This window comes from Microvirga sp. GN3 (genome assembly GCF_055792825.1).
The window spans coordinates 54385-71848 of sequence record NZ_JBVVAK010000032.1 but is presented as its reverse complement, the minus strand read 5'-3'; the positions used below and the strand labels follow the sequence as shown (position 1 = coordinate 71848).

The 17464-nt window shown below is 63.0% G+C and carries 16 protein-coding genes and 1 tRNA gene; 7 read left to right on the top strand and 10 right to left on the bottom strand.

From position 1 onward, the window contains the following. Nucleotides 1-172 precede the first annotated feature (172 nt). Complete coding sequence (locus tag ACS5Q1_RS17230; protein WP_203443458.1) at nt 173-589, bottom strand: hypothetical protein; 417 nt, start codon at nt 587-589, stop codon at nt 173-175. A 654-nt stretch (nt 590-1243) separates the two neighbouring features. On the opposite strand from ACS5Q1_RS17230, the gene ACS5Q1_RS17225 reads away from it, so the two are divergent. The 3 genes from ACS5Q1_RS17225 to ACS5Q1_RS17215 all read left to right on the top strand — a co-directional run bounded on the left by ACS5Q1_RS17225 (nt 1244) and on the right by ACS5Q1_RS17215 (nt 4929). Further along, complete coding sequence (locus ACS5Q1_RS17225) at nt 1244-2644, top strand: hypothetical protein (RefSeq protein WP_473099337.1); 1401 nt, start codon at nt 1244-1246, stop codon at nt 2642-2644. A 113-nt stretch (nt 2645-2757) separates the two neighbouring features. Beyond that, entirely contained in the window at nt 2758-3711 is a 954-nt protein-coding gene (locus tag ACS5Q1_RS17220; RefSeq protein WP_473099336.1) for an aldo/keto reductase, read from the top strand. A gap of 126 nt (nt 3712-3837) precedes the next feature. After that, nucleotides 3838-4929: an alkene reductase gene (locus ACS5Q1_RS17215; protein WP_473099335.1), complete on the top strand. Its 1092-nt coding sequence runs from the start codon at nt 3838-3840 to the stop codon at nt 4927-4929. Nucleotides 4930-4944: 15 nt separating this feature from the next. Here the strand turns inward: ACS5Q1_RS17215 and ACS5Q1_RS17210 are convergent, their stop codons facing one another. Genes ACS5Q1_RS17210 through ACS5Q1_RS17200 form a run of 3 tightly spaced genes read right to left on the bottom strand, consistent with a single transcriptional unit; the run spans nt 4945 to nt 6674 of the window. Then, the gene (locus tag ACS5Q1_RS17210; protein WP_473099334.1) at nt 4945-5385 is read right to left on the bottom strand and encodes a hypothetical protein; all 441 of its coding nucleotides are present in this window, start codon (nt 5383-5385) and stop codon (nt 4945-4947) included. A gap of 46 nt (nt 5386-5431) precedes the next feature. After that, the gene (locus ACS5Q1_RS17205) at nt 5432-5995 is read right to left on the bottom strand and encodes a hypothetical protein (protein ID WP_473099333.1); all 564 of its coding nucleotides are present in this window, start codon (nt 5993-5995) and stop codon (nt 5432-5434) included. Then, the gene (locus ACS5Q1_RS17200) at nt 5982-6674 is read right to left on the bottom strand and encodes a ceramidase domain-containing protein (RefSeq protein ID WP_473099332.1); all 693 of its coding nucleotides are present in this window, start codon (nt 6672-6674) and stop codon (nt 5982-5984) included. Before ACS5Q1_RS17200 ends, ACS5Q1_RS17205 begins: the two co-directional genes overlap by 14 nt. Nucleotides 6675-6769: 95 nt before the next feature. On the opposite strand from ACS5Q1_RS17200, the gene xth reads away from it, so the two are divergent. Next, nucleotides 6770-7555, top strand: coding sequence for an exodeoxyribonuclease III (gene xth / locus ACS5Q1_RS17195; protein ID WP_473099339.1), 786 nt, complete (start codon nt 6770-6772; stop codon nt 7553-7555). A 135-nt stretch (nt 7556-7690) separates the two neighbouring features. Here xth and ACS5Q1_RS17190 read toward each other — a convergent pair whose 3' ends face one another. Next, nucleotides 7691-8533 (bottom strand): tetratricopeptide repeat protein, encoded by an 843-nt coding sequence (locus ACS5Q1_RS17190; RefSeq protein ID WP_203443451.1) that lies wholly within the window; start codon nt 8531-8533, stop codon nt 7691-7693. Further along, complete coding sequence (gene ilvD / locus ACS5Q1_RS17185; RefSeq protein WP_473099331.1) at nt 8520-10250, bottom strand: dihydroxy-acid dehydratase; 1731 nt, start codon at nt 10248-10250, stop codon at nt 8520-8522. The genes ACS5Q1_RS17190 and ilvD overlap by 14 nt, the downstream gene beginning before the upstream one ends. A gap of 424 nt (nt 10251-10674) precedes the next feature. On the opposite strand from ilvD, the gene ACS5Q1_RS17180 reads away from it, so the two are divergent. Next, a complete protein-coding gene (locus ACS5Q1_RS17180) occupies nt 10675-12816 on the top strand; it encodes a calcium-binding protein (protein WP_473099330.1) in 2142 nt (713 codons plus the stop codon). Between the two features lie 48 nt (nt 12817-12864). Here ACS5Q1_RS17180 and ACS5Q1_RS17175 read toward each other — a convergent pair whose 3' ends face one another. After that, nucleotides 12865-13707, bottom strand: coding sequence for a protein-L-isoaspartate O-methyltransferase family protein (locus ACS5Q1_RS17175; RefSeq protein ID WP_473099338.1), 843 nt, complete (start codon nt 13705-13707; stop codon nt 12865-12867). Nucleotides 13708-13790: 83 nt separating this feature from the next. On the opposite strand from ACS5Q1_RS17175, the gene ACS5Q1_RS17170 reads away from it, so the two are divergent. After that, nucleotides 13791-14192: a hypothetical protein gene (locus ACS5Q1_RS17170; protein WP_473099329.1), complete on the top strand. Its 402-nt coding sequence runs from the start codon at nt 13791-13793 to the stop codon at nt 14190-14192. A 9-nt stretch (nt 14193-14201) separates the two neighbouring features. Here ACS5Q1_RS17170 and ACS5Q1_RS17165 read toward each other — a convergent pair whose 3' ends face one another. The 3 genes from ACS5Q1_RS17165 to lipB form a co-directional block, all read right to left on the bottom strand. Beyond that, entirely contained in the window at nt 14202-15809 is a 1608-nt protein-coding gene (locus ACS5Q1_RS17165; RefSeq protein WP_473099328.1) for a carboxyl transferase domain-containing protein, read from the bottom strand. A 110-nt stretch (nt 15810-15919) separates the two neighbouring features. Continuing rightward, nucleotides 15920-16297 carry a hypothetical protein gene (locus tag ACS5Q1_RS17160; RefSeq protein ID WP_203443446.1) on the bottom strand — a complete coding sequence of 126 codons (378 nt, stop codon included), beginning with the start codon at nt 16295-16297 and terminating at the stop codon, nt 15920-15922. Nucleotides 16298-16386: 89 nt separating this feature from the next. Then, a complete protein-coding gene (lipB, locus tag ACS5Q1_RS17155; protein WP_473099327.1) occupies nt 16387-17121 on the bottom strand; it encodes a lipoyl(octanoyl) transferase LipB in 735 nt (244 codons plus the stop codon). Nucleotides 17122-17375: 254 nt separating this feature from the next. Between lipB and ACS5Q1_RS17150 the strand changes: the two genes are divergently transcribed. Then, nucleotides 17376-17460, top strand: a tRNA-Leu gene (locus ACS5Q1_RS17150). The last annotated feature ends 4 nt before the right edge of the window (nt 17461-17464 follow it).

The following is a 17464-nucleotide window of genomic DNA, read 5'->3' as shown; positions in this document are numbered from 1 at the left end:
GCGTTTGGCACCGAGCCAGGCCGCAGCCTGCCCTTCCAAAATCAGACGTGGCTCTCCCCGTCCGTCCTGAAAGCCGCTCGAGCCAACAGAAAACCCTCGATGCCGTACGCAAAGAGGGCTGGATCAACGCAAGTGAAGAGACGGTTGACGTGACGCGGTCGTCTCGAACGCGTCAGGCGACTTGGCCGACCGGATCCAGATCTGCACTCATGGAGAAGCGCTCGAGCTGAACCGCGTAGGCCGCTTCCAATCCTTTGAGACGCATCTCAGGTTCAGGGGCGATGCGATCCACTGCGGCGGTGAGGCGGCTGCAGAAACGGTCCGAGGCTGAGAGCAGGAGGCGAAGCGATCTTGCGTTGGGTGGCATGCCGGACGACGCATCTTTTACCAGAGCCTCAGCCGATGCGTAGAGATCGTCCACTGCAGCCTCGATGCCGGGATCGCGCTTGAGCAGGCTCATGATGTTGATGAGAAGGACGCGCAGATCATGCAGATCATCTCCCCTGCCCGCCTGCGCGATCAGATTCACGACCTTCTTTACGGCTTCGATTCTCTCGCTGATCGTTTGCGTAACGCTGCTGTCGGCCATGAGCCGTCCCCCTGTCAGGCATGCGTGAAATCCCCACGAGACTCACAAGGTGAAGGATGCGCTTTCATGGTTAACCAATCCTTACGAGCCTGCCGAAAAGGTCGCTGAAAGCGTTATTCCGCAAGGCTCTTCGCTCTTGCGAGGAAACTTTCCGTTACGGCCATCTCAAGCATTGAGATTTGATCCGAAGCCGACTACATCTCCCATCACTCTTGATTTGAACCATTCGTCATGCACTTGCAGCTCGACCTCAAGCAACCGCATTGGCCCTCGTCGCGAAGCATACGCTTCGTGAAGGGGGGCTGCGTCATGCGCGATCATGAGCTGCGACCCGATCCGGGGCCAGCCCCTTGGTTCCAGGCGGCGAGCTCCGCCAGAACCGGCACTGCCCACCAGGTGACTTTCCACTCTATGTCGGTCTAACGGTTATCCGTCGCCGGCACGATCCGGCGAATTTCCTTCTCCCTTCGCACTCGCTCTTCTTCTCGCGATGCAGGTTCGCCGGATCCCAGCCTAGCGCATCGTGCGGAAAGGTGGACCCGGCTTTCCGCGCTCAACGATGCGCCGCTTAAGGGATTGAGCATCGGATCGATCCCAAAAGTGGAGACCATTTTTGGGTCCGATGCTCGAGCTGAGAAAAGGAGAAGCCCTGCAATGAACAGGGTCTGGACTGAAGAAGAACTTGAGATTCTGCGTCGCGACAGGGAAGCCAGGATTCCGGTTCCCGTCACCGCCGCGAAACTGGGAAGACCCGTTCCGGCAACCTATGCCAGGGCACGGCTGATCGGCACCCTCGTTCAACCCCACCAGTCCTGGGATGAAGCCAGCGTCGCACGCCTGCGCGAACTCGTCTCGGCCGATCCGCCGATGACCGACAAACATATTGCCGCCGATCTCGGAAGAACGGTGACACAGATCCGCTGGAAGATGCAGGATCTCGGCCTGATCGGCGTTCGCGATCTTTCCAAGCTGGCGAAAATTACGGCAGCAGGAACGGTGCGTCCTAAAGCAGCGCAGGTGCAATCGCCAAAGCCTGTGCCGGCAAAGTCTGCGGCTCAAACGCCGCCTCGGCAATCCGCTCCGAAGCGCGAGATTTCTACGAGCCGGATCGAGGTTCCTGCACAGCCAGTCGCATCGGCTCCGCAGATCCTGCCGCAGGCAATCGATATTCAGGCCGCGCTTGCTCGAGCACTCAAGGCTCTCGAATCTTGCATGGCCGAGCGGTTGAAAAATTCCGTAGCAGAATCGGAAGCCGGAATGATCCGGGCCGCACGGGCAGCGATTTCCGAGAAGGCACGCATCGACCAGCGTCTCCTCGTTCGGGTCAAGCGCGCGGCCGAGGCCGCGACCCGTCGCGATGTGGAGGCGAAGAAGGCCGAAGAGGAAGCGAAGCGTCAGGCCATGGAGGCCAGGAAGGCCGAGGCCGAGGCCGAGGCTAAACGGAAAGCGGAAGAGACGCGCAAAGCAGAGGAGGCGGCGCGTCGGGCCCGCGAAGAGAAGGCCCTGCAGGAGAAGGCGCGGCTTACCGTCCAGAAGCCTGCGGAGAAGCCAAAGGCGGATGTGAAGAAAGCAGTCCTGCCTGCGGTACGAGGCGTCTCGCAGGTTGCGGCTCTCCGCCCTGCCCCGCAGCCCGCGGCTCCTCCGCCGGCACCGCGGATCCTCGTTACCGAAGCTCCTGCCGTTGTCCGTTCGACGGAGCCGGAACTGGCCAACGCACAGACATCCGGTCGCGGCGGCTGGAAGTCCGTTCGCCGCGATCCTGGGCGCGTGCTGGCGCAGGCCAAAGCGAAGGCCAAGCCCGCGAACCGCGCTGATGCGATTGATCTCGCGCAGGCCGCACAGGCGGCCATCGAGCGCTTCATCGCCGAGCGCGGTGTGACGAAGACCGAGTCGAGCGGCATTCAGGCGGTAATCTCCCGTCTGCAGGCACGGGGCTATATCGTGGTGCGCGACGAGAGTGGCTGGACCATCGATCAGCGCCATCGCGTCGGCAACGAATCCGAACTCGTTGCATTCGCGGAGGCCCGCGGCATCGCCTTGAGCGCCGCGGCCTGATCACGAACAGAAAACGGCGTCCGATCACAGCGGATCGGATGCCGCGTTCTTGACCTGCCGTATCGCCAGTGCCCTTATCAGCTCCAGATCGGAAGCGGATCATGGAGATGAAGATGGAAAAGCGTCGGCTCGGCCGCTCGGACTTGATGGTTTCTCGCCTGTGCCTCGGCGGCAATGTCTTCGGCTGGACGGCTGACGAGGCGACGTCGTTCAAGGTGCTCGATGCCTATGCCGATGCGGGTCTCAACTTCATCGACACGGCGGATGTGTATTCCACCTGGGTGCCCGGCCACAGAGGCGGCGAGTCGGAAACCATCATCGGCAAATGGATGAAGGCGCGCGGCAACCGCGACAAGCTCGTGATCGCCACCAAGGTCGGTTCCGAAATGGGACCGGACCAGAAGGGATTGTCGAAAAGCTATATCCGCTCTGCGGTGGAAGCCTCGCTTCAGCGTCTTCAGACCGATTACATCGATCTCTATCAATCCCATCGCGACGATATCGATACGCCGCAGCAGGAGACGCTCGGGGCCTATGAGGAGCTGATCCGGGATGGAAAGGTGCGGGCCATCGGCGCCTCGAACTTCACGGCCGCTCGGCTGAAGGAAGCATTGGAGATCAGCGCCGAACTCGGCCTGCCGCGCTACGAAAGCCTGCAGCCCAAATACAATCTGTCCGACCGTGCCGAATACGAGGCCGATCTCGAGCCGCTCTGTCGCAAGGAGGAGGTTGGCGTCATTCCCTATTACGGTCTCGCCAGCGGGTTCCTGACGGGCAAGTACCGGTCGGAAGCGGATTTCGGCAAGAGCGTGCGCGGCGGGCGCATGACCGCCTATCTCGATGATCGCGGCAAGCGCATTCTTGCAGCGCTCGACGAAGCGGCCGATCGGAAGAATGCGACGCCGGCTCAAGTAGCGCTCGCATGGCTCATGGCCCGACCAGGACTCACGGCGCCGATCGCGAGCGCCACGAGCGTGGAACAGATCCGTGATCTCGTGCAGGCGACGAAGCTGCGCCTCGACAATGATGACATCGCGCAGCTTGATCAGGCCAGCAATCCGACCTGAACAGGCCGTTGCCATCAAGGCATCGAAATTTTGCATAGCAGCCCTCCGTTGCATCGAAAGGAGGGCTGATTATCTCGTATCGACCTGTACTATAGATAATTCCACAGGATCGAATGAGGTTTTACGATGAGCGCTGATGCCAATGCATTGTTCCAGCCCTTCACGCTGGGCGACCTGACCCTGCCGAACAGGCTCGTCATGGCGCCCCTCACCCGGAACCGGGCGGCGGAGGGAGATGTGGCTCGCGATATTACGGCGACCTATTACGCTCAGCGCGCCAGCGCCGGCCTCCTGATCTCGGAAGGTTCGCAGATTTCCCACCAGGGCCAGGGCTACCTGCGCACGCCTGGCATCTATTCTCCGGAGCAGGTTGCCCATTGGCGTAAAGTGACCGATGCGGTTCACAAGGCCGGCGGGCGGATCTTCATTCAGCTCTGGCATGTGGGCCGCGTGTCCCACACCTCGCTGCAGCCGGGCGGCGGCGCGCCTGTCGGCCCCTCGCCGCTTCGCGCCCAGACCAAGACCTTCCTCAAGGAAGGCTTTGCGGAAGTGTCGGAGCCTCGCGCCCTCGATATCTCGGAAATTCCCGGCATTCTGCGCGATTACGAGAATGCAGCCCGCAATGCCAAGGAGGCCGGGTTCGATGGCGTCGAGATCCACGCGGCGAACGGTTATCTGCTCGACCAGTTCATGAAGGACGGCTCGAACCACCGCACGGACGCCTATGGCGGCTCCATCGAAAACCGAGCCCGCCTGACCATCGAAGCGGTCGAGGCCGTGCTCAAGGTCTGGGACAAGGGACGCGTCGGCATCCGCCTCTCGCCCGCCAAGGTCAACGACACTGCCGATTCCAATCCGCAGGCTCTGTTCAGCCACGTGGTGCAGAAACTCGACGGACTTGGGCTTGGCTATATCCATGTGATCGAAGGCGCCACCCAGGGTGACCGGAACGCCGTGAACGTGGATTACGAGGGCCTGCGCCGCTCCTTCCGCGGCGCCTATATCGCCAATAACGGCTATGACCGCGACATGGCCGCCGAGGCCGTCTCCAGCGGCCGTGCCGATCTGGTGGCGTTCGGGCGTCTCTTCATCGCCAATCCGGATCTCGTGGAGCGCTTCCGTCTCAACGCGCCTCTCAACGAGCCCGACCGCGCCACCTTCTATGGCGGCGACACCGAGGGCTACACGGATTATCCGGGCCTCGACGAGGCCGCCTGACCATCGGCAGGCTCTTCAGCAGCCCTGGCAGATTCCGCGCCTGACCCTCTTGTCGGCCTCTTCGAGGAGTTTCTCCTCGCGCGTGCTGGGGCCGACGGTAGAACGCTCGCCCGGTTGCAGGCGATTGTTGCCTGCGACCGTGCCTGTGGCGGCTGGCCCGGAGCTGCCCTCCGTGCCGGGCGGAGGAATAGGGCCGGTGGTGGTTGAATTCCCTGCCGGCGTGCTCCCTGTCGATCCGCCGGCACGGCTTGCCCTGTTTCCGGGATCGGCACTTCCCCGCATGCCTTGGGCAGGCGGGCGAAGGGTCGAACCGCTCGGGGTAGCAGACGAGCCGCTGGACGGTGATGCCGAGGATGACGAGCCGCTACTGGAACCGCCCGAGGCCCCCTGTGCCCATGCCGCTCCGGCGATCAGGCAGCCTGCGAGCAGCGCGGTTGAGATTGTGAGGTGACGCATCGGCTCCTCCCTTTGGGTCGCTGTTGCACGTCAACTCCAAGCAAACTCACGAGTCTTGGCTACCGTTCCGCCAAATTGTCAGGCTCACCGGCCCTCTCGGATCGAGGATCTGGCGGGGCCCCGGCCTCAATCCATGTGCCGACAGGAGCGCCTCGGCCCTCGTATCGCCATCGCAGCCTGAGAGGACAGGCACACCGTTTGGAACGAAAGTTCCCTCCGCCCGCGTCAGGTGGAAGGCTGTGTATCCAATTCCCAGAAAAAGATCGAACACTTGACGCCCACCGGGTACGGCGACGCGCCCACCCGTCGGCAGCACGGTCTGGATCGCCTCGGCCCAGGGCAGACTTTCAGGATTCCACCACCAGCCGTCCGCGCGCCGCTCCAAGCCGGTCGAAGAGGAAGACACGATCATCCGCAGGCGGCCTCTCGGGTTCGGATTGGACTCATGTCCCAGGCGGCCGAGCACCGTCACGTCGGACTTGTTGAGCTCGGCCTGGAAATAGGCCCAATCGGCATCGTTGCGGAGCACATCGGGCGTCTGCCCCGAGGCATCGGCAATGCAGTCGTTGTCGGAGACGATGGCGTAGCCGTGGATTTCAACCTTGGACATGGATCGGGCTTTTCCGGGATGAATGGACGATGGCGGCCTTCATGAGAATGAAGAGCACGAGCGCATTGAGCACATGCCACAGAAAATGGGTTCCTGTAGGCATTGTCGCGCAGACCGTGCTATCGACGGAGCGGAAAAACAGGGACAGGGCAAACACGCAAGCCGCCAGCAGAAGCGCCCTGCCCGCTTCCCGCACGCCTGATGCCTGACAGACGGTCCCGACCGCGAACAGCGCCAAGGCCGCCGGGAGATATCCGACCGATCCGTTCAGCGTCAGGCCGGGAAGAATGCCGAACCAGAGACGGCCGAAGGACATGTTGAAGGCGGCAAACAGCACCGTCACGGCAATGGCCGCGACCAGCCCGAGGCCGAGATACCGGGCCATGGCGATCAGGAAATAGCTGTAGATGAAGACGGCGATGGGCAGCACGTCCGCCAGGAGCGACCACCGGTAGGCGAAGGTGTGAAACAGGAAGCTGCCGGTTCCGACGATGAAGGTGACGGCAATCAGCCAGAGTGCCGACCAGTCCCGACCTCCCGCCCGCCGCCAGAGCACGAGGGCACAAAGGGCCGCTGCGATGAAGGCGCCGTTCGTCACCGCATTCAGCGGCTCGGCCCAGAATGCGGCCCCGAGGCGTTCGCAATAGCTGTCGATGGGGGTGAACCAGGATTCGGGCATGAGACGCAACCGTGGGGATGATGACGAGTTCCAGCTTGCCAGCCGAGGACGAAAATCCGATGAAACAACGAGACCGAAAGAGCGAGAATGTCCCGATGCGCATTGCCACCTGGAACGTGAACTCCATCAAGCAGAGGCTGGACCACCTCGCCACCTTCGTGAAGAGCGCCGATCCGGATGTGGTCTGCCTGCAGGAGCTGAAATGCGTGGACGAGACCTTTCCCCGGGGCGAGGTCGAGGCACTGGGCTACAACGTCGTCACCCATGGCCAGAAGGCCTATAACGGCGTCGCTATCCTCTCCAAGCGCCCGCTCGAGGATGTGCGCCGCGGCCTGCCCGGAGACGAGAGCGACGAGCAGGCGCGCTACCTGGAAGGGGTGATCTCAACCTCGAACGGTGCCGTGCGGGTGGCCTCCATCTACCTGCCGAACGGCAATCCCATCGGCACGCCGAAATTCGACTACAAGCTCGCCTGGATGGACCGGCTCCGCGCCCATGCCAAGAGCCTGCTCGTGCTCGAAGAGCCCCTCGTCCTGTGCGGCGACTACAACGTCATCCCCGAGCCCAAGGACGCCATGGACCCGGCCGCCTGGACCAACGACGCCCTGTTCCAGCCGGAGAGCCGGGCGAGGTTCCGGGAGCTTCTCAATCTCGGCTTCCTCGATGCGGTGCGCGCCTGCAACGATCAGCCGGGTCTCTACTCGTTCTGGGATTATCAGGCCGGCGCCTTCCAGCGGAACAACGGCATCCGCATCGACCACCTGCTGCTCTCGGCCCAGGCACAGGACAAGCTCAGGACGACCTCGATCCGAAAGGACGTGCGCGGTTGGGACAAGCCCTCCGACCACGTGCCGGTGATCGTCAATCTGGATATCGAGTGATCCTCAAACGCTTCGCCGTCATCCCCGTCCCCGGACTTGATCCGGGGATCCACGCCTTTATCCCGCTGTGGTTCCCAAGACGTAGATGGCCGGGACAAACCCGGCCATGACTATGGGAAGGCTCCGTAGCCTGCGTTAACGCCGCGACTGGATGTACTGCTCAAGCAGAGCCAGCGCCAACTTCCGGTCGCTCTCGTCCGCGGCTGCGAAGGCCTCGTCGTAGAGCGACACGATCCATTGATCCTTGGCGCCATCGGTCGAGGCTTCGCGCGCGAGAGTCAGCCACATGAGGCCCTTGGCCCGCTGGCGTGGAACGCCCTGCCCGGTCATCAGCAGATGACCGAGGAGCGCCTGGGATGCGGTGTGTCCCTTCTCGGCCGCCAGATTGAACCAGCGCGCCGCGTGGCGGGCGTCCTTTCGGACGCCGGTTCCCTCGAGATAGAGACGCGCGAGATTGTACTGCGCATTGGAATCGCTGAAATAGGACGCCGCGTAGCTGAACATCTCGACGGCGCGCTCCGGATTGGCCGCGACATAGGTGTCCTTGATGCCGTCCAGGAAATAGGTGCCGAGCGCCACGAAGGCGCTGGAGACGACAGCGGAGTTCGGGGAATCAGGGCTCTCGTCCGCATGCTGGTCGGCGAGCCTGGAGAAATATTCGAAGGCCTTCAGGTCGTCGTGCTCGACACCGTCGCCATCGGCATACATGCGACCGAGCTTCCAGAGCGCGAGCGAATGCCCTTGGCCCGCCGCATATTCGAGCGCGTGCACGGCTCCGAGTTTGTCGCCGGCATAGTAGTCACGCATGCCGCTGCGCAGGGCATCGCGTGCCGAACCATACTTGGTGGCAGGCGCCAAGGCTGGCGAGAGTGCGGGCGTGAGCGGTTGCGGACGCGGCGCGGCATCGAGCGCATAGGCTGCGCCTGCACCAAGGGTAGCCACCCACAATGTGGCTGCGAGGAGTTTAAACGTCCGCATAGGTTTCTTTTTCTGCGGCTCCGCCGGGATGGGTGACAGCCCCATCCCGCGCAGGACCCACTGTTTGTGCGTATTTCCAGAGATAGCCTGAGGTGGCGTTGGTCTCGCGCGGCTTCCATTCAGCGCGGCGCTTGGCCAGTTCCTCGTCCGATAGCTCGACGTCGATGGTGCCCTTGATGGCATCGATCGCGATGATGTCGCCGTCCTTGATCAATCCAATCGGGCCGCCCACCGCCGCTTCCGGCCCCACATGACCGATGCAGAAGCCGCGTGTCGCGCCAGAGAAGCGACCGTCGGTGATCAGTGCGACCTTGTCACCCATGCCCTGGCCGTACAGCGCCGCCGTGGTGGAGAGCATCTCGCGCATGCCGGGACCGCCGCGCGGTCCCTCATAGCGGATCACCAGAACCTCGCCTTCCTTGTACTGGCGCGTGGAGACCGCCTCGAAGCAGGCCTCCTCGCCGTCGAAGCAGCGCGCCGGGCCGCGAAAGACCTGCTTGTCCGTCGCCATGCCGGCGACCTTCACGATGGCGCCTTCGGGAGCGAGGTTTCCTTTGAGCCCCACGACGCCGCCGGTGGGCGTGATCGGCGTGTTGGCCGGATAGACCACGTCTTGATGCTCGTTCCATTTCACGGAAGCGAGGTTCTCGGCCATGGTGCGGCCGGTCACCGTCATGCAGTCGCCGTGCATGAAGCCGTGATCGAGCAGCGTCTTCATGAGCAGCGGAATGCCGCCGACCTCGAACAGATCCTTGGCGACGTAGCGCCCGCCGGGCTTCAGATCGGCGATGTAGGGCGTGCGCTTAAAAATCTCGGCGACGTCGAACAGGTCGAACTTGATGCCCGCCTCATGCGCGATGGCTGGCAGATGCAAAGCCGCATTGGTCGAGCCGCCGGAGGCCGCAACGACCGTTGCAGCGTTCTCCAGCGACTTGCGGGTCACGATATCGCGCGGGCGGATGTTTCTGGCGATCAGGTCCATGATCTGCTCGCCGGCCGCAGCGCAGAACCGGTCGCGGATCTCGTAAGGCGCTGGAGCGCCCGCCGAGTACGGCAGGGCAAGACCCATGGCCTCGGACACGGTCGCCATGGTGTTAGCGGTAAACTGTGCCCCGCAGGCGCCGGCCGACGGACAGGCCACCTGTTCGAGCTCGGTCAGGTCCTCATCCGACATTTCGCCGACGGAGTACTTGCCGACCGCCTCGAAGAGATCCTGCACGGTCACCTGTCGGCCGCGGAAGGAACCGGGAAGAATCGAACCGCCATAGATGAAGATCGACGGCACGTTGAGGCGCACCATCGCCATCATCATGCCGGGCAGAGACTTGTCGCAACCGGCCATGCCGACGAGCGCGTCGTAGGAATGACCACGCATGGTCAGCTCGACCGAATCCGCGATCACCTCGCGCGACGGGAGCGACGCCTTCATGCCCTGGTGGCCCATGGCGATGCCGTCGGTGACGGTGATGGTGCAGAACTCGCGCGGCGTGCCGCTGGCGGCCGCGACGCCCTTCTTCACGGCTTGCGCCTGTCGCATCAGCGAGATGTTGCAGGGGGCGGCCTCGTTCCAGCAGGTGGCGACGCCGACGAGCGGCTGCGCGATCTGCTCCTTGGTCAGACCCATGGCGTAGAGGTAGGAGCGATGCGGCGCGCGAGCGGGCCCCACCGTCACGTGACGGCTCGGCAGCTTCGACTTGTCGATCAACCGCGCATCCATGGCTTCAACTCTTTTCCCAGCCGGTTCTCACGAGGAGATCCAAGCCCTTTGGAACTCCCGTGATCTGCCATGTGCCACGCTACCGATGCAACGATCCTTACGAAGGATCACTTCAACAGCCTTAATTCCGATTTCGCCCCTGGCGCCGTAACGTAAAGCTTTGGTTTTGAAGCACTTTAATCTGCTTCAGGAGTAGCGCCCGGTTTATGGCGGCATCGCGGCGGAGCTTGGGCCAAGAGGGGCAAGATGTTGAAGGTTTGAAGGTGTTGCTTGGCCGCAACAATTTTGGGACAGGATTCTCCTGTCGCGTCTCTCCATACCCCCTGTTCAGAGAGTATCCGCAACGGCAGGTCTGATTCATAAAGATACCCTGTTTCAAGCAAGAACTCCGCTCGTCGAGCGGCGAAAACAGGGAATTCACGCGATGGCTGCGCCTGTCCTTTGGGGATCCGAATTTCTCGTCAACACCTTCACGCAGGATGGTCAGTTCACTCCAGATGTGGTGTTGTTGAAGGACGGATCCTTCGTCGCGGTCTGGGGACTGAATTATGGAGACGACGATCGAGGTGGAATTCGAGGACAGGTGTTCTATGCCGACGGCACGAAAAAGGGCGGCGAGTTCATCATCACCGAGCATGCCGGGGCCGATGGAGACACAGGCCGACCATCGATCGCCGTGCTCAACGACGGCCGCTTTGTCGTAGCGTGGCAGGACAACAGCGAGCAACCGGGAGATCAGCCTACGGAGATCCGAGCACGCCTGTACTCACCGGCCGGAGAGGCGTTAGGGACGGAGTTCGTCGTCAATTCCAACAAAGGCGGTTTTCAAAATCGGCCCGATGTCTCGGCCACAGCCAACGGCGGATTTGTGATCACCTATGAAACGCCGCCTCTTCCAGGCGATGTGGCCGCACAGGCATATGACGCCAATGGCAATCCTCTCGGTGTCGAGACTCCCGTTCCTGTGACCGCTGGATCCAATCCCACCGCGGTCGGGCTGAAGAACGGCAACTATGCCGTCTTCTATTCGGGAAGCATCGCGGCCGATCCGTCCGGTTTCGCCATCATCGGCCGCATCATGACGGCGGACGGACAGCCGGTTCCCGGCAGCCAGGAATTCCTGGTGCCGACCACAACAACAGGCGATCAGGAATACCCTGCTGCGACCCTGCTTGAGGACGGCCGCATCGTCGTGGTCTGGCAGCATCCCGACGGACCGAGCGGCGACGGTTCAGGCTCCTGCATCATGGCGCAGATCCTGAACGCCGACGGCTCGAAATCGGGTGGCGAATTCAGGATCAACGTGACGACGGTAGACGGCCAAGGGAGGCCTGCAGTTACGGCGCTTGCGGACGTGGGCTTCGCCGTGGCCTTCGAGGACTACAGTCGCTATGACGAAACCAAGTCCGATATCTGTCTGGTGACCTTCGACCGCTTTGGCACTCGTACCGGGGACGAGATCCGCGTCAACGCCGGCCTCGGCGAACAAGGGGAGATCAGCCTGACCGCTCTGGCGGATGGCCGCATTCTTGTGAGTTGGGATGACGAGACCCCAGGCCGCCCGGACGATCCACTGGGCATCCGAGCCCAGATCGTGGATCCGCGCACCACCGGCCAGATCTTCGCCGGCACCGGTGCAGACGATCAGTTCGGCGGCACGATCTATGGCGATGCCTTGGGCGGCGGGTTGGGCGTCGACCGCCTGTGGGGCTATCACGGCAACGACACGCTGGATGGCGGGGCAGGCGCCGATATCCTGAGCGGCGGCGATGGCATCGACTTCGTCTCCTTCGCCAGTGCCAGGACCGGCGTGGCGGCGAGCCTTGCGGGCGGCAGCGGCGGCGATGCGGCGGGCGATACCTACAGCTCCATCGAAGGCCTTCTGGGCTCGTCCTTCGATGACGTGTTCGTCGGCACCGGATCCGCGATCCTGAAAGGCCGAGGCGGCAACGACACCTATTACATCAGGGCCGGAGATGTTTTCGAGGAAGCCGTCAATGAGGGCCGGGATACGGTGATCGTCAGCGGCAGCTATGCGTTGAACTCGGATGCGCAGATCGAGATTCTCAAGCTCTCCGGCGTGTCGTCGAGGGTCAGCGCCAATCTCACCGGCTCCGACACGGCCAACCAGATCTTCGGCCATGCGGGCGTGAACACGCTCAAGGGCCAGGGCGGCAACGACACCATCTATGGTGGAGCCGGCAACGACAAGCTCTATGGCGGTTCCGGCTCGGGCAAGGACACCTTCGTCTTCGACACGACACCGCACAAGACCAGGAACGTGGACCGGATCTACGACTTCAATCCGAAATACGACTCGATCTGGTTGGAGAACAAATACTTCACCAAAGTGGGATCCGGCTCGGCCTCGAAGCCGAAGAAGTTCAAGAGCGATATGTTCGTGAAGAGCAACAAGGCACAGGATGCCGAGGATCGGATCGTCTACGACAAGAAGTCGGGCGCGCTCTATTACGACAAGGACGGCACCGGCTCGGCGTCTCAGGTGAAGATCGCCACCCTCTCGAAGAACCTGAAGCTCACCTACAGCGACTTCTTCGTCATCTAGCCTTTAGATGGACGATAGCAGGGCCGGATCCATTCCGGTCCTGTTCGGTCAGGACTCCACCCCTTCAGACGAGAACCAGACATCGTCGTAGACCGCGATGGCGCTCGCGTCGGGAGATCGCTCGCCCCTGATCCAAACGGAGCGAACGTCCGCAAGGTCGGCTTCGGTCGGCAGGTTTGCGACCGAGATTTTTTCGGTCGTGCCGCTGCATGAGATGAACCCGACCGTCATGAGCGATTGCGCGCTGAAGCCTCCCGTCTGCCGCGTCACCAACAGCGCCGGCCCCCAGCCTTTGTGCGGCTGCCAGGGAAAGATCAGCCGTCCTCCCGGATTGAGTGCCCGCAACCATTGCACATCGGGGGCGATGGCACCCGCATTGACGTAAACGATATCGGCATTCGGCAAGACCCGGCCGAAGGCGGAGGCCGCGTGGACGGTCACATTGGGATAGGGGATCAGGTTTCTCGCCGCCTGGGCGGCCAGATCGGTTTCGTACTCGAACGCTTCGACATGCCCGTCCGGCTGCACGAGAAGCGCCAGGATGGCGGTATAGTAGCCGGTCCCCGCGCCCACATGGATCACGGTCTCGCCAGGCTGCGGGTCGACCGCATCGATCCAGGCTGCATGGAGGGCTGGCTCGCCATTGTTGATGCCGCGCTCGGAATCGATGGCGACGAGGACGTTGTTGTAAATCTCGGCGACGTCAGAGGTCCGCCTCGCGACACCCATGCTGATGACCGCCCATGGCGGGGGCGGCAGAAAGGCTTCGCGAACGACCTCTGCGAAGGCATCCCTGATCCGGCGATTTTCGACGCCGGCCAGGTTCATGACTTGAGACGCGTAGAAGCCTCGCGCCTTCTCGGACGCGTAGGCACCGGTCCCATCCTTCATGGTCACTGTCAGCCCTCCCCTCCGTTTGGAGAGGCCTCCAAGGATCGCGCCCATGATAAATGGGGCTTTTCAGGAATCTGCCAATGGCTCCTCGGCATCTCACTTCCTTTGGTCTGGTCCTTGCGATGCTTCCGCTCCTGGCCGCCTGCACCCAGACAGCGGCTCCTGCAATGCCGCAGGAAGCTGAGGGATCGGGCGCCCTTGCCGCGATCGCTGACGCGCAGCAGACCCAGGCCAAGCACCGCATGACATCGGCCGCGCTGAACCTCGCAAGCTCGTTCGACCCAACCGGGCTATCCGGCTATGCGGTCGGCGCGGTCGAGGAAGCGCAACAGCAGATCGAGGACGAGAAGTATCGGCGCATCGATGAAGAGGTCGAAAAAGCCCTCGCCGAAGCTGAGGCTTTGCACGCGCAGAACGAAAGGCTGGAGCGGCAGAAGGCCAATACGGCGGGTAGGCCATCCCGCCGCAAGGTAGCGCCTTAAGCCGGCGGATTACATCCTGAACACGCCGAACCTGGTTTCAGGCACGGGAGCGTTCAGTGCCGCCGAGAAGGCCAGCGCCAGCACACGGCGCGTCTCGGAGGGCAGGATGATGCCGTCGTCCCACAGGCGCGCGGTGGCGTAATAGGGCGAGCCCTCCTTCTCGTACTTGTCGCGAATCGGTGCCTTGAAGGTCTCTTCCTCCTCCGTGCTCCAGGCCTTGCCCTCGGCCTCGATATTGTCGCGCCGCACGGTGGCGAGGACGCTTGCCGCCTGCTCGCCGCCCATCACCGAAATGCGCGAGTTCGGCCAGGTGAAGAGGAAGCGCGGGGAATAGGCGCGGCCGCACATGCCGTAATTGCCGGCACCGAAGGAACCGCCGACCAGAAGCGTGATCTTGGGCACCTGAGCGCAGGCCACCGCCGTCACCAGCTTGGCGCCGTCCTTGGCGATGCCACCCGCCTCGTACTGACGCCCGACCATGAAGCCGGAGATGTTCTGCAGGAAGAGCAGCGGAATGCGCCGCTGGCAGCACAGCTCGATGAAATGCGCGCCTTTAAGCGCGCTCTCCGAGAACAGGATGCCGTTATTGGCAATGATGCCAACCGGCATGCCCCAGATCCGGGCAAAGCCTGTCACCAGCGTCGTGCCGTAGAGGCGCTTGAACTCGTCGAACTCGGAACCGTCGACGAGGCGCGCGATCACCTCACGGATGTCATACTGCTTCTTGAGATCGGTCGGCACGATTGCATCGAGATCGGCGATGGAATATTTCGGCTCGACGGGATCGGCGATGTCGATGTCGATGCTCTTGCGGGTGTTCAGCGTGCCGACGATGCGGCGCGCTATGGCGAGGGCATGAACGTCGTCGGTGGCATAATGATCCGCCACGCCGGATTGCCGGGCATGCACCTCCGCACCGCCGAGATCCTCCGCCGACACCACCTCGCCCGTCGCCGCCTTCACCAGGGGCGGGCCACCGAGGAAGATGGTGCCCTGACGGCGCACGATGATCGTCTCGTCGGACATCGCCGGCACATAGGCGCCGCCCGCCGTGCACGAACCCATGACGCAGGCGATCTGCGGGATGCCGAGCGAAGACAGGGTCGCCTGATTGTAGAAGATGCGGCCGAAATGCTCGCGGTCGGGGAACACCTCGGTCTGGTGCGGCAGGTTCGCACCGCCGGAATCGACGAGATAGATGCAGGGCAGACGATTCTCGCGCGCCACTTCCTGGGCGCGCAGATGTTTCTTCACCGTCATCGGATAGTAGGTGCCGCCTTTGATCGTCGAGTCGTTGCAGACGATCATGACCTCGCGGCCTTCGACGCGCCCGATGCCGGTGATGATGCCGGCACCATGAATCGCATCCTCGTACATGCCGTGAGCGGCGAGCGAGCCAAGCTCCAGGAACGGAGCGCCGGGGTCGAGGAGGCGCATCACCCGCTCGCGCGGCAGGAGCTTGCCGCGGGCGAGATGCCGCTCCCGCGCCTTGGCGGGGCCGCCCTCGGCGACCGACTGCCGCTTGGACTGGAGTTCCTGGGCGATTTCGGCCCAGGCGGCACGGTTCGCCCGCGCGGTTTCCGATGTCAGATCGGCAGAGGTGGCGATGACAGGCACGGCGCAGGTCTCCCTTGTTCCTGGCTCCTTCGCGGCGGCGAGCCGGAGAGCCTCACCGTCAGTACCTAGAACCGGTGAGCCCGCGCAACTGGCTTCAGCAGAAGGTCACGTCAGCCTTTCGCACGAATGACTGCTTCTTCTCGCACCACGCCGGGTCCGCAGCGATAGGCGATGCCGCGCACGAGCGACCAGTCGTGGGAGACCTGCTGCAGATAGAGATGCGTGCCGCCGAGCGCGACGGTCGCCTGGAGCATATCCTCGGTGGCATAGCCGAAGGTGGAACGGCCGAGGGTCACGCCGAAGCCGATATCGACGGGCCTGTGGGTTCCCGGCGTCGTCGGAGTGACGGGACTGACCTCGGCGAGGCGCGTACAAGCCAGCACATCCGCAGGCGAATCGACGATCTTGACGAGTTCCGTCGGCGCAGGCCGGACGGCGCAGGCCGAGGCGGCCAGGGCGACGAGGGAAGCGAGAAGGGCACGTTGCATGGAAGTTCCGCCAATGATCAGCCGATTGCTCCAGCTTAGAGCATGAAGCGGTCTTGGGGAGAAGCCTTGCCGTATCCGCTGTGAAAAACCTAGACGCCGTGGCTCAAGAGCAACGGTCTGCTTACCCGCTCCGTCGGCCCGAAGATCTCCTCGAAAGCCTTGCGCATCGCCGCATCGACCTCTGGCATCGTGACGGGGATCCCGAGATCGACAAGGCTCGTCACCCCGTGCTGGGTCACGCCGCAGGGAACGATGCCGGAAAAATGCGAGAGATCCGGCTCCACGTTCAGGCTGATGCCATGAAAGGTGGCCCAGCGGCGGACGCGGATTCCGATGGCGGCGATCTTGTCCTCGGCAGTCTCGCCCTTGTCAGGCCTGCGCACCCACACGCCGACCCGATCCTCCCGCCGCTCGCCGCGGATGTTGAAGGCATCGAGCGTCGCGATGAGCCAGGCCTCCAGGGCGGTCACATAGCGACGCAGATCCGGAGCGCGGCGCTTGAGATCGAGCATTACATAAGCCACCCGCTGCCCGGGACCGTGATAGGTGTATTGCCCTCCCCGCCCCGTCTGATGAACGGGAAAGCGGTCAGGTTCCACGAGGTCCGCCGGCTTAGCGGAAGTCCCCGCCGTATAAAGCGGCGGATGCTCCACGAGCCAGACCAGCTCCCGCGCCTCTCCGGCAGCAATCGCCTCGGCGCGGGCCTCCATGAAGGCGACGGCCTCCTCATAGCCGACAAGGCCATCCGTGATGAGCCATTCCACGGGGTCGGAGCCGCTGTCGGGATGGAATTGAACGGTCAGGCTGTCTCGCAGGTTCGACACCGATTTACCTTGGAACTTGGCGGGAAGCGGAGCGGGAATGCTCCGGTCCCTGAAGGAGCACGGGTCAACCTCGCACTCTTCGTGAAACTCCCGCTTATATAGTCGTTACAGGCGCTTATCGCCTATACCGCCATAGGCAAGCGTGGCATTCGCTCAGCTCAATCGCCGCAAGCTCCACGGAAGGGGTTGCGGTGTCCCAATCGATCTGCTAGAGCGGCGACCTCTTCAGGAAAACCAGTCCTGAAACCGAGTTCGCGGTCATGGCGGAATTGGTAGACGCACTACCTTGAGGTGGTAGCGGGGAGACCCGTGGAGGTTCGAGTCCTCTTGACCGCACCAACTT

What these genes read in the sequence shown, in the direction of transcription:
- ACS5Q1_RS17210 (WP_473099334.1), bottom strand. Translation starts at nt 5,385, where the DNA reads ATGCGTCACCTCACAATCTCAACCGCGCTGCTCGCAGGCTGCCTGATC.
- ACS5Q1_RS17220 (WP_473099336.1), top strand. Translation starts at nt 2,758, where the DNA reads ATGGAAAAGCGTCGGCTCGGCCGCTCGGACTTGATGGTTTCTCGCCTG.
- ACS5Q1_RS17180 (WP_473099330.1), top strand. Translation starts at nt 10,675, where the DNA reads ATGGCTGCGCCTGTCCTTTGGGGATCCGAATTTCTCGTCAACACCTTC.
- ACS5Q1_RS17205 (WP_473099333.1), bottom strand. Translation starts at nt 5,995, where the DNA reads ATGTCCAAGGTTGAAATCCACGGCTACGCCATCGTCTCCGACAACGAC.
- ACS5Q1_RS17225 (WP_473099337.1), top strand. Translation starts at nt 1,244, where the DNA reads ATGAACAGGGTCTGGACTGAAGAAGAACTTGAGATTCTGCGTCGCGAC.
- ACS5Q1_RS17230 (WP_203443458.1), bottom strand. Translation starts at nt 589, where the DNA reads ATGGCCGACAGCAGCGTTACGCAAACGATCAGCGAGAGAATCGAAGCC.
- ACS5Q1_RS17170 (WP_473099329.1), top strand. Translation starts at nt 13,791, where the DNA reads ATGGCTCCTCGGCATCTCACTTCCTTTGGTCTGGTCCTTGCGATGCTT.
- ACS5Q1_RS17160 (WP_203443446.1), bottom strand. Translation starts at nt 16,297, where the DNA reads ATGCAACGTGCCCTTCTCGCTTCCCTCGTCGCCCTGGCCGCCTCGGCC.
- ilvD (WP_473099331.1), bottom strand. Translation starts at nt 10,250, where the DNA reads ATGGATGCGCGGTTGATCGACAAGTCGAAGCTGCCGAGCCGTCACGTG.
- ACS5Q1_RS17215 (WP_473099335.1), top strand. Translation starts at nt 3,838, where the DNA reads ATGAGCGCTGATGCCAATGCATTGTTCCAGCCCTTCACGCTGGGCGAC.
- ACS5Q1_RS17190 (WP_203443451.1), bottom strand. Translation starts at nt 8,533, where the DNA reads ATGCGGACGTTTAAACTCCTCGCAGCCACATTGTGGGTGGCTACCCTT.
- ACS5Q1_RS17175 (WP_473099338.1), bottom strand. Translation starts at nt 13,707, where the DNA reads ATGAAGGATGGGACCGGTGCCTACGCGTCCGAGAAGGCGCGAGGCTTC.
- ACS5Q1_RS17200 (WP_473099332.1), bottom strand. Translation starts at nt 6,674, where the DNA reads ATGCCCGAATCCTGGTTCACCCCCATCGACAGCTATTGCGAACGCCTC.
- xth (WP_473099339.1), top strand. Translation starts at nt 6,770, where the DNA reads ATGCGCATTGCCACCTGGAACGTGAACTCCATCAAGCAGAGGCTGGAC.